Raw genomic sequence first — 10300 nt, 5'->3', positions numbered from 1 at the left:
GGGCGCCCGGCTCGCACGAATCGCCAAGGAGAGTGAGCGCGATGCTGAGGTCCTCCAGATGGGACGAGCCGGCCGCCGAGCCGCCACCGCCCGACCCGCCACGACTGCGGCACAAGCCGATGGTCGCCGGGTTCGCGGCGTTCGTGCTGGTGCTCGCCTCCGCGGTCGCCTGGCCGACGCTCAGGTCGACCGCCGGTCCGGCAGCGCCGCCGCCCCAAGCTCGCGCGGAACAGGTCCGGCTGGCCGCGGCCGGCCTGCCCTGCACGCGCGAGATCGCCGGCGCCGACTGGGTGCTCAACCCGTGCGTCCCACAAGGCAGCCCGTTGCCCGCGTTCGTGCAGGCGGAGATCGGCCGGCGGTATGCGGGTGCCGACGTGGACTGCTCCCCCGAACCGACCGAGTCGCCGTCGAGCCCGCCGTCGACCAGGCCGGCGGAACCGACGACGACAGCGCTGCTCCGACGTCAGTTGCGGGGCGTTGTCACCGCGCCGACCGCCGCGGACCCGACCACGGCGACGCCGACCGCGACCGACAGCGCCGATCCCACCGCCACGCCGTGTCCGTCCGGGTCGGCGAGCGAGTCGGCGAGTGCGGACCCGTCCGGGAGTGCCACCCCGTCGGCGAGCGCCGACCCGTCGGACAGCGCCAGCCCGTCCGGCAGCCCGGAACCATCGGACAGCGCCAGCCCGTCCGGCAGCGCCGAACCGTCCGACAGCGCCAGCCCATCGGGCAGCGCGGAGCCGTCCGACAGCGCCAGCCCATCGGGCAGTGCCGACCCGTCCGACAGCGCCAGCCCGTCCGGCAGCGCCGAGCCCTCCGACAGCGCCAGCCCCTCGGAGAGCGGCGAACCGTCCCCGACCGATCCGGAGACCCCGCCGGACGACCCGGGCAACCCGCCCGACCCCGGCCCGTCGAACCCGCCGGATCCGACCGGATGCCCCGCCCTGACCGGCCCCGAGGACTACGAAGACGTGTTGGAAGAGGCGGCGAGCGACCGCGTCGACTGCCGCGACGTCAGCAAGATCCCCAACAAGGACGCGGCGACCGTGCTGGTCGCCACCGGCGACTCGATCACCTCGGCACACCTCCAGATGAAGTCGAGCGACAAGACGTGCGGGCACGTCTCCCAGGACCACCGGGGCCACCCCGGAAACAACGGCTTCTTCTCGTACGTGGGCCGTTACGCCAACGCCAACAAGAATGTCGTCGACTACTACAACTTCGCGCGGACCGGCTATTCGACCGGCCAGATCATCGGTGCCGGGCCGAACGACACCGACGCCTGTGGGTTCCCGTGGGGCCGCAACTCCTCGCCCCTCTCCATGGCCGAGGCCGAGGTGGTCAAGGCGAAGGAGGCCGGGCACCACGCCTACTTCGTCACGACCGGCGGCATCAACGATACGAACTGGACAGACGTGCTCCGGTCGCTGGCGTTCTGCCGTGGGCTGGAGTTCGTCGCCGACCGGTTGAGCCTCCACGTCAACTGGGCCAACCCGAAGGGGAAGGAAGGCATCTTCACCGAAGGCGGCGGCTGCGTCCTGACCCTGCACAACCCGATCACCAACAAGGACACCAACCTGTCGGCGACCGTGCCGCGCTTCAACGGCCCGGAGGTCTTCGCGTCGATCGGCAACAACGCCAACTCGATCGTCAACACGATGCTCGACGCGGGCGCCGACAAGGTGGTCTGGATGCTCTACTACGACATCGTTCCGGCGGTGACCGACGCCGGCACCGTCGCGGAACTGATGATCCGGGCACAGCTTCCCGACTGGATCGCGAACCGCGTACCCAATCTCGGTCCGCGTCTGCTGCCTCTGATCGACCCGCTCTGGATCGGCCAGGCCCGCGAGGTGATGACGGCGATCAACACCAACATCATCTTCAACATGCCGCTTCGTGATCACCTACAGGTGGTCGGTGCGCCCGATCTGACCCGGCTCGAGATGCAGGAGACGGGCGTCAGCGGATCGCCGCACCCGAACGCGATCGGACACGACAGGCTCGCCGCGCGACTCGCCGCCGGATTCGACGGCCTGTGAGATCGGGACTGGCTGGCGGCCTCGGTCGCCAGCCAGTCAACGCGGCTAGACGGCCGCGCGTAGCTCGCGCTTGAGCAGCTTGCCGGTCGCGCTCTTCGGGAGCGCGTCGAGCACCCGGACCTCCCGCGGGCATTTGTAGTCGGCCAACCGCGCGCGGCAGTAGGCGATCAGTTCCGCATCGTCGAACGTCGCGCCGGGCTTGAGGGCGAGCACCGCGACGATCTCCTCGCCGAGCCGCTCGTCGGGGCGCCCGACCACGGCCGCCTCGGCGACCGCGGGATGCCCGTAGAGGACCTCTTCGACCTCGCGCGGGTAGACGTTGAAGCCACCGCGGATGATCAGGTCCTTGATCCGGTCGACGACGTAGAGGAAGCCGTCGGCGTCGCGGTAGCCGAGGTCGCCGGTGTGCAGCCAGCCGTCGGTGATCGCCGCCGCGGTCGCCTCCGGGTTGTTGTGGTAGCCCTTCATCACCACGTGGCCGCGGACCAGGATCTCGCCGATCTCGCCGACCGGAAGCTCGCCGCCGGTGTCGGTCGCGGCGACCCGCACGTCGACGCCCCAGATCGGCTTGCCGATGGAGAGCAGCCGGCGGTCGTCGACGCTCGGGTTCATCGTCGCGGTGCTGCCGGTCTCGGACAGCCCGTAGCCCTCCAGGACGGTGATCCCGAACTTCTCCTCGACGCCCTTGAGCACCGCCTCCGGCATCGACGCGCCGCCACACGAACCGATCCGCAGCGCCGACAGGTCGTAGCCGCTGGTGTCGGCGTGCAGCAGCGCGTGGTACATGGTCGGGACGCCGGCCAGCACGCTCACCCGGTGTGCGGCCATCGCTTCGAGGACCAGCTTGGGCTCGAACCGGGGCACGGCCACGATCGTCCCGGTCCGCCTGATCGACACGTTGACCACACTGGACAGCCCGTACACGTGGAAGAAAGGAAGGACCGCGAGCGCCACGTCGTCGGGTTGGGTGTCGAACCGCTCCCCCGACAGCGAGCAGTTGAGGTAGAGCTGGAAGTGGGTCAGCTCCGCGCCCTTGGGCCGGCCGGTCGTGCCGCTGGTGTAGATGATGACCGCGGTGTCGTCAGCACTCGTGCTGGCCGCCCACGGCAACGGGTCGGCGGCGCCGAGATAGTCGGGGCGGTCGGGGTTGAGCACGAGCACGTCGGGCCCCACCTCACCCGCGGACAGGTCGCCGGCGATCACGACGCGGGCGCCGCTGTCGGCCAGGATGTGCGCGACCTCGGCGGATTTGAGCAGCGGGTTGATCGGCACCGCGACCAGGCCGGCCTTGAGGATGCCGAAATAGCACTCGAGGAACTCGACCCGGTTGGGCAGCATGAGCGCGACCCGGTCGCCGGGCGAGGCGTGCCGCAGGAGCGCGCCGGCGGCCCGGTCGGCAGCGGCGTTGAGCTCGGCGTATCCCACCTTCCGATCACCGAAGATGACGGCGGTCTTGTCGGGCTCGCGGCGGGCGGATTCGGTGAGGATCACGCTGAGGTTGAAGGTCACGGCCGGCCTCCCATGGGACGGGGCGGATCTGTCGATTCTGCGCGCTGCCGCGCCGCGCGTCGAGACGTGAAGATCCGTCGCAGGTGGACCGCCCCGTCAGAGCACGTCGGGCTCGGTCAGCTCGGCCAGCCACTCGGCGGGTGCGGTGCGCACGCCGTCGTCGAGCGGGAGCGCCGACCGGTGCAGCGACCGGCGCCACGACAGCGCCCGGCTGACCCGGGTCACCCGGCAGGCCAACGTCGCCGAGTGGCGCAGGGCCGCCGGGTCGCCCGGCCAGCCGGAGAGATAGGCGTCGCGCAACCGGAGCAACTCCGGGGCGCCCGGGTCGAGGCCGAAGGTGTAGCCCGCCGACGAGAGCGTCACCAGCAGCGTGCCGAACGGGTGGGCCACGCTCGCGTCGCCCCAGTCGAAGAAGCGGTAGCCGGCCGCGAACACGTTGCCGTCGTGCAGGTCGTCGTGTTGCAGCGAGGCGCCCAGCCCGTCGGCCGCGAGCTCTTCCGACCAGCGGGCCACGTCGGGCGCCATCGCGGTGACCGCCGCCAGGCGCTCGGCGCCCAGGTCGGCCCGCACCGCCGGGTCGTCGAGCAGGTCACCCAACAGCGCCGGCAACAGCGCCGGGCGCTGGTCGGGGACGCCGAGCGCCACCATCTCGTCGGCCCGGCCGGCCAGGGTGCGTTGCAGCTCCGCGTATTCCTCGAGCAGGGCAGCCCACTGCGCCAGCGTCGGCGTGGTCTCCCGCAGGATCGGGCCGGCGTCGGCGGTCAGCAGCCAGCCGCGCTCCGCGTGCACCGCGACGGGTGCCAGCACCGCCGAGGGCACCCACGTGGCCAGCGCCGACGCGAGCGCGGCCTCGTAGCGGCAGCCGTAGGTGTTGGCTTTGAACCAGTGCCATCCGCCGGCCGTCGGCACCCGGTGGCTCACCGACCAGGGGCGCACCCGGGTCTGCTCGATCGGGCCGTCGACCAGGGTGCCCGCCGCGGCGAGGCGCTCGGTGACCCAGGCGTCGGCGCCCGCCCGCCACTGCGGGTCGAGCCAGTCGTTTCCATCGACGATCGTGGTCCGCACGCGAGCACCTTAGACACCGCCGCGCCCGCGGGCACGCCAATTAGCGCGGGCGCAGGCCATCCATCAGCAGGTCGAGCAGGCGGCCGGCCCGGTCGCGTTGCTCGGGCGCGCCGGCCGCGAGGCTCACGCCGTTGAGCGCGACCAGCACGTCGACCGGGTCGACATCGGCGCGGATGGTGCCCGCCTCGACACCGGTCTTTAGCAGCGGCGAGATCGCGGCGACCATCCGGGCGCGGCTTTCCGCGTAGGGGTCGCCGCCGGATGCGATCACCGCGCGCAACGCCGTCGCCATGCCCCGCTTGGTGGTCAGGTAGTCGGTGAAGCGGTCCATCCAGGCCCGCACGGCCCGGTCCGGCGGCAACGTCGCGCCGAGTTCGGTGGCGGCGTCGCAGAGCCGCCCCAACTCGTTGCGGTAGGCGGCCTCGACCAGCGCCTCCCGGGTCGGGAAGTGCCGGTAGAGCGTGCCGATGCCGACCCCGGCCTCCTTGGCGATCGCGTCGAGGGTGGTGTCGGGATCCGCGGAGAAGGCCGCGACCGCGGTCGCGAGCAGCCGGTCCCGGTTGCGCCGGGCGTCGGCGCGCAGCGCGCGGGGCGCGGTGTCGGACACGACAGCTCCCTTCAGGTGGCAACCGGAGGAACCTCCGGATAAGGTTCCGGAGGACCCTCCGGTTCAACGTTACCAAGGAGACAAAGCATGCCTGAACGCTTCGTCACACCGTTCACCGCCGCCTCAACCGCCGCGGACGTCGTCGCGGGCGTGGACCTGACCGGTCGCCGGGCCGTCGTCACCGGCGGCGCCTCGGGCATCGGGATCGAGACCGCCCGGGCGCTGGCCTCAGCCGGCGCCGAGGTGACCATCGCGGTGCGCAACGTCGCCGACGGCGCCCGGGTCGCCGACGACCTCATCGCGGCCACCGGCAACAAGGCCGTCCACGTCGGCTATCTCGACCTCGCCGACCCCGCCACGGTCGCCGCGTTCGTCGCGGGCTGGGAAGGCCCGCTGCACATCCTGGTCAACAACGCGGGCGTGATGGCGGCACCGCTGGGGCGTACACCCGAGGGTTGGGAAATGCAGTTCGCCACCAACCATCTGGGCCACTTCGCCCTCGCCACGGGGCTGCACCGCGCGCTGGCCGCTGCCGGTGGCGCCCGCGTCGTCGCGGTCAGCTCGTCGGCCCACCTGCGCTCGCCGGTGGTCTTAGACGACATTCATTTCAATCATCGGGAGTACGAGCCCTGGTCGGCCTACGGCCAGTCGAAGACGGCCAACGTGCTGTTCGCCGTCGAGGGCAGCCGGCGCTGGGCCGACGACGGGATCACCGTCAACGCACTGCACCCGGGCGGCATCAGGACCAATTTGCAGCGGTACGTCAGCGAGGAGGACCTGGAGCGGGCCCGGCGCGCGGCCGGCGCCGGCGGTGCGAGCTGGCGCACGCCTGAGCAGGGAGCCGCCACGTCGGTGCTGCTGGCCGCCTCGCCGCTGCTGACGGGGGTGGCCGGGCGCTACTTCGAGGACTGCAACGAGGCTCTGCCGAACGAGCAGGGCACCCGGACCGGGGTCGCGCCCTACGCGCTGGACCCTTCGGCGGCCGCCCGGCTGTGGGAGCTCTCGGTTCGCTAACTGGCCGTCGGCGCGTCCTGGCCGCGGGGTGAGCCTTCGGGGCTCTCCTTGCGGCCGTTGGCGAACACGACGTTCTCGAACCGCACGTCCACGCGCTCGACGTAGCGCTTGCCGTTGATCGGATCGTGGCGCATGAACGTCGGCGCCGCGATCCGCACGGTGACCTCGAACGGTCCGGTGTCGGGCACCTTTGCGTTGCCGCCGTAGTGGTAGAGGAACGGGTGCCACAGGAACGGCAACTCGACGTTGGTCAGGATCGGCTTGCCGTCGCGCTCGACGTCGACGTGCACTCGCAGCCCCGGCACGAACCGGCCGTCACCGGCGTCGGCGACCGCGACCTCCAGGTGCACGTTGGCGTCCGGCGCGGCCTCGCGCCAGAGCAGGATGCCATCCTCGAGCATGTACATGCCCTCGGCGTTCTCGTTGATGAACGCGACCAGATAGTCGCCGGCCCGCGCGGTGGCGGCGCCGTCCTCGTCGGCCATGGCGCCGAGCGCGTGCCCATACGCGTCACCCTGTTCCCGGGCGACCCTCAGCTCCTCGCGGCTGGCCTCGTTGCTCTCTTCCATCGGCGGGTAGGTCGGTTCGGTGGTCATGCCTGCGGGTTACCCGCCGGGTGGCCGGGATAACCGGGGAAGATCACCGGCGGTCAGGGTGTTCGGCCTGGTATGGAAATCGGAATTATCGGTGCCGGCGCCATCGGCGGCACGCTTGCCAGGCGGCTCGGCGCCCTCGGTCACCACGTGGTGGTGGCCAACTCCCGCGGCCCGGAGACCCACGACGAAGACCTGGTGGCGGCGCCCGGTGTGACGGCCGGCACGGTCGCGCAGGCGGCCGACCACGACCTGGTCGTCGTCTCGATCCCCACCAAGGCCGTGCCCGGCCTCCCGCAGGGCGCGTTCGCGGGCAAGATCGTGGTCGACACCAACAACTACTACCCGCAGCGCGACGGGCAGATCGCCGCGATCGACCAGGGCACGACCTCGGCCCGCTGGGTCGCCGACCACCTGGCCGGCGCACGGGTGGTGAAGGCGTTCAACACGATCAACTACCGACCGCTCGGCGCCGGCGCTCTGCCGGCCGGCGCGCCGGGCCGGATCGCCATCCCGGTCGCCGGTGACGACGCCGAGGCCAAGCGAGTGGTGTCGGCGTTGATCGACGAGCTGGGTTTCGATCCGGTGGACGGCGGGTCGCTCGACGAGAGCTGGCGCCAGGAGCCGGGCACACCGGTGTACGGCGCCGACGCCGACGCGGAGGGTGCGCGCGCCGCCCTGGCGGCGGCCACCCGGTAGCCCCTGGAGCGCTACAGCACCGCCCGCGGAAACTCGCACGGCCCGTCGGTCATGGTCGGCGAGCGCGGCGCCGAGGTCCTCGTGGCGCTGCGCTGAGCGCCGGCGCTTTCGATGACCCGGAGACCACCGAGGCCGCCAACCCGCGAGATCTAGGCGGTCTGGCCGAAGAGGGCGGCCTGGACGTCGGCGTAGAAGTCGGCGGGGTCGCCGGCCAGGGCAGCCTTCACCTTGGCGGTGACGTTGTCGCCGATGACTTCGAGTTTGCCGGCTTCCAGGCCGTCGAGGGCCAGGGCGACGACGTCGGCCGGGGGGAGCTTCGGGATGTCGTACGCGGCCATCATGTCGGTGTCGGCTATCGCGAGGGCCAGCGCGGTGACCTGGGTCTTCTGGCCGGCGAGTTCGATCCGTACCCCGTTGGTGAGGGACCATTCCGCCGCCTTGGCCGCCGCGTAGCCGTTGCTGGCGGGGCCGTAGACATACCAGGAGAGCGCGGAGATCACGTTGAGGATCGCGCCGCCGGCGAGGCGGGGGGCGAAGGCGCGGGTGACGTTGAGGGTGCCCCAGAAGTGGGTGTCGAACTCGCGGCGGACGTTGTCGAGGTTGTCACCGAGCAGCGGCGCGGGAGTCGAGATGCCGGCGTTGTTGATCAGGATGTCCAGCTCGCCGACCTGGGCGGCGGCCGCCTCGATCGAGGCCGCGTCGGTGATGTCCAGGTGCAGCGGGGTGACGCCGGGGGTGTCGATGAGCTCGGGGCGACGGGCGGTGGCGTAGACCGTCTCGGCGCCGCGCGCGACGAGGGCCTCGACGAACGCCTTGCCGAGGCCGCGGTTGGCGCCGGTGACGAGAGCTTTAGCTCCGGTGATCTGCATGTGGTTACGCTAGGACCTGACGCTGACGTCAGAGGCAAGGTGCGAGACGGGGGTCACACGTGCGGATCGGAGATGTGGCGACGCGGGCCGCGGTCAGTGTCCGGGCGCTGCGTTATTACGAGGAGCAAGGGCTGCTGGCCTCGACTCGCAGCGTGAGCGGGCAGCGGCACTACACCGAGGCCGCGGTGGAGCGGGTCAAACTCATCCAGTCGTTGTACGCCGCCGGGCTCTCCAGCAAGACGATCGCCGACCTGCTGCCCTGTGTCGACGCTCAGGTCAGCACGCCGGAGTCGCGGGCGCTGCTGGCGGCCGAGCGCGACCGCATCGACCGGCAGATCGCGGAGTTGACGCTGACCCGGGGCAAGCTCGACGCCATCATTGAGCAGACCTCCCGCCCGAACCCGCACTGCGACTACACGACCTGAACCGCCGAGCGAGGGCCCGGCGGTTCAGGTCTTCACCACGTCAGGGCAGGACCCAGCGCTGGTTGGCGCCGGCGAAGCAGTCCCAGATCTGGAGCCGCGTCGCGTCGGCGCTGCTGTTGTCGCGTACATCCAGGCACTTGTTCGATTGCGGGTTGCGCAACGTCTGGTTGGACTGTGCCTGCCAGACCTGCGCCCCACTGCCGTTGCAGTCCCAGAGCTGCACGTTGGCGCCGTTGGCGGTCGAACCGCTCGCGACGTCCATGCACTTGCCCAGCGCCCGCAACGTGCTGTCGCTGGACACCGTCCAGGTCTGCGCGGTGGTGCCGTTGCAGGTGTAGAGCTGGATCGCGGCGCCGTTGGCGGTGCTGGCCGCTGCCACGTCGACGCACTTGCCGGCCAGGCCGGTGATCCGGCCGGTCCGGCCGGTCGGCGGCGGGTTGGTGGGGCCGCCGCCGCCGGTCGCGACCGTGTAGATCGCGCTCACCAGCGAGTTGGCGTTGTTGGGGTCCTGGGACAGCTCCCAGTTCATGATGCCGCCCGCGTTGGACATCGCCCATTGGGTCTTGCTGCGCACCGTCGGCAGGCCGTTGTAGCACTGTTGCGCGCCGTTGATGGTGGCGCAGTCCTGATTGGCGTACGCCGCGTTCATCGCCACGATCTGGTTGTAGGGAATGCCGCCGGGCCGGCTGTAGAACGGCACGCCGACGATCGCCTTGCTGGCCGGCAGGCCGCGCGCCTTCCACCCGTTGATGTTGTCGATCGTCCAGTTGTAGTTGGCGTGTGGCGTACCGCCGTCGTAGGTCATGATGTTGAGGTAGTCGACGTAGCCGAACACGGCCGGCTGCACGCCCTGCGCGGTGCCGCCACCGCTGACCACCGCGGCCGAGAGCAGCTTGCCGCGGCTGTGCATGGCGGTGCTGAGCTGCGACATCAGCGCAGTGAAGTTGTTGCCCGAGGTGCCCGGGTCGGGGTATTCCCAGTCGATGTCGACGCCGTCGAGGGCGTATTGGTTGACCAGGTTGACCACGTTGTTGACGAACGTGGTGCGGGTGCCGGCGTTGGCCGCCATCTGCTCGAAGCCGGAGTCGTTGCCGTCGTTCCAGCCGCCGATGGCGATCAGCACCTTGGCGTTGGCGGCGTGGCCGAGGCTGACGATCTGCTGGAGCTTGCTCGGGTTGTCGACCGCGGTGATGCTGCCGTTGGCGTTGGGCAGCACGAACGCGTAGTTGATGTGGGTCAGCTTGGAGTATTGGATCGCGGTCGCGCTGCCGGCCCAGGAGGGCATGTAGCCGATGCTCTTGAAGCCGTTGGGCAGGACGGCGGCCGAGGCGGCGGTCGACGCGGTGACGGCGGCGAGGGTGCCGGCCAGCACGGTGGCCGTGGCGAGCGCGGCCGCGGCGAACGGCGATCTCTTGCGGATGGTCATGGGCGTGCCTTTCGAGGGCGCAAAGCGTTCGTGGAGCGGACAGAGGAACGC

10 protein-coding genes are annotated in these 10300 nt (G+C 71.0%); 4 read left to right on the top strand and 6 right to left on the bottom strand.

All coding sequences use genetic code 11. The annotated features are described in order from the left end of the window. Positions 1 to 41: 41 nt before the first annotated feature. Entirely contained in the window at positions 42 to 2042 is a 2001-nt protein-coding gene (locus DFJ67_RS29445) for a hypothetical protein (RefSeq protein ID WP_147315652.1), read from the top strand. 45 nt (positions 2043 to 2087) lie between these two features. Here the strand turns inward: DFJ67_RS29445 and DFJ67_RS29440 are convergent, their stop codons facing one another. From DFJ67_RS29440 to DFJ67_RS29430, 3 genes are all read right to left on the bottom strand, one after another. Beyond that, positions 2088 to 3551, bottom strand: coding sequence for a long-chain-fatty-acid--CoA ligase (locus DFJ67_RS29440; RefSeq protein WP_116071032.1), 1464 nt, complete (start codon positions 3549 to 3551; stop codon positions 2088 to 2090). A 96-nt stretch (positions 3552 to 3647) separates the two neighbouring features. After that, entirely contained in the window at positions 3648 to 4616 is a 969-nt protein-coding gene (locus DFJ67_RS29435; RefSeq protein ID WP_239097477.1) for a phosphotransferase family protein, read from the bottom strand. A gap of 40 nt (positions 4617 to 4656) precedes the next feature. After that, on the bottom strand, positions 4657 to 5223 hold the full coding sequence (locus tag DFJ67_RS29430; RefSeq protein WP_116071030.1) for a TetR/AcrR family transcriptional regulator: 567 nt from the start codon (positions 5221 to 5223) through the stop codon (positions 4657 to 4659). A gap of 87 nt (positions 5224 to 5310) precedes the next feature. Here DFJ67_RS29430 and DFJ67_RS29425 point away from each other — a divergent pair, with 87 nt between their 5' ends. Further along, on the top strand, positions 5311 to 6237 hold the full coding sequence (locus DFJ67_RS29425; protein WP_116071028.1) for an SDR family NAD(P)-dependent oxidoreductase: 927 nt from the start codon (positions 5311 to 5313) through the stop codon (positions 6235 to 6237). Here DFJ67_RS29425 and DFJ67_RS29420 read toward each other — a convergent pair. Then, positions 6234 to 6833, bottom strand: a complete 600-nt coding sequence (locus tag DFJ67_RS29420) for an iron transporter (protein WP_116071026.1) — start codon at positions 6831 to 6833, stop codon at positions 6234 to 6236. The two genes, DFJ67_RS29425 and DFJ67_RS29420, sit on opposite strands and share 4 nt — an antisense overlap. Before the next feature lie 72 nt (positions 6834 to 6905). Between DFJ67_RS29420 and DFJ67_RS29415 the strand changes: the two genes are divergently transcribed. Further along, the gene (locus DFJ67_RS29415; protein ID WP_116071024.1) at positions 6906 to 7529 is read left to right on the top strand and encodes an NADPH-dependent F420 reductase; all 624 of its coding nucleotides are present in this window, start codon (positions 6906 to 6908) and stop codon (positions 7527 to 7529) included. Positions 7530 to 7678: 149 nt separating this feature from the next. Here DFJ67_RS29415 and DFJ67_RS29410 read toward each other — a convergent pair whose 3' ends face one another. Beyond that, the gene (locus DFJ67_RS29410) at positions 7679 to 8398 is read right to left on the bottom strand and encodes an SDR family oxidoreductase (RefSeq protein WP_116071022.1); all 720 of its coding nucleotides are present in this window, start codon (positions 8396 to 8398) and stop codon (positions 7679 to 7681) included. A 59-nt stretch (positions 8399 to 8457) separates the two neighbouring features. Between DFJ67_RS29410 and DFJ67_RS29405 the strand changes: the two genes are divergently transcribed. After that, the gene (locus DFJ67_RS29405) at positions 8458 to 8823 is read left to right on the top strand and encodes a MerR family transcriptional regulator (protein ID WP_116071020.1); all 366 of its coding nucleotides are present in this window, start codon (positions 8458 to 8460) and stop codon (positions 8821 to 8823) included. A 40-nt stretch (positions 8824 to 8863) separates the two neighbouring features. On the opposite strand, the gene DFJ67_RS29400 is transcribed toward DFJ67_RS29405, so the two are convergent. Then, positions 8864 to 10249 carry a glycosyl hydrolase family 18 protein gene (locus DFJ67_RS29400; RefSeq protein ID WP_116071018.1) on the bottom strand — a complete coding sequence of 462 codons (1386 nt, stop codon included), beginning with the start codon at positions 10247 to 10249 and terminating at the stop codon, positions 8864 to 8866. Positions 10250 to 10300 lie beyond the last annotated feature (51 nt).

The sequence above is a fragment of the Asanoa ferruginea genome, assembly GCF_003387075.1.
Classification (GTDB): Bacteria; Actinomycetota; Actinomycetes; order Mycobacteriales; family Micromonosporaceae; genus Asanoa; species Asanoa ferruginea.
Note: the sequence above shows the minus strand (reverse complement) of the source record. Positions and strands in the feature narration are given on the sequence as shown.

Coding starts and splice junctions, on each gene's coding strand:
- DFJ67_RS29445 (WP_147315652.1), top strand. CDS start 42: ATGCTGAGGTCCTCCAGATGGGACGAGCCGGCCGCCGAGCCGCCACCG.
- DFJ67_RS29425 (WP_116071028.1), top strand. CDS start 5,311: ATGCCTGAACGCTTCGTCACACCGTTCACCGCCGCCTCAACCGCCGCG.
- DFJ67_RS29420 (WP_116071026.1), bottom strand. CDS start 6,833: ATGACCACCGAACCGACCTACCCGCCGATGGAAGAGAGCAACGAGGCC.
- DFJ67_RS29415 (WP_116071024.1), top strand. CDS start 6,906: ATGGAAATCGGAATTATCGGTGCCGGCGCCATCGGCGGCACGCTTGCC.
- DFJ67_RS29410 (WP_116071022.1), bottom strand. CDS start 8,398: ATGCAGATCACCGGAGCTAAAGCTCTCGTCACCGGCGCCAACCGCGGC.
- DFJ67_RS29400 (WP_116071018.1), bottom strand. CDS start 10,249: ATGACCATCCGCAAGAGATCGCCGTTCGCCGCGGCCGCGCTCGCCACG.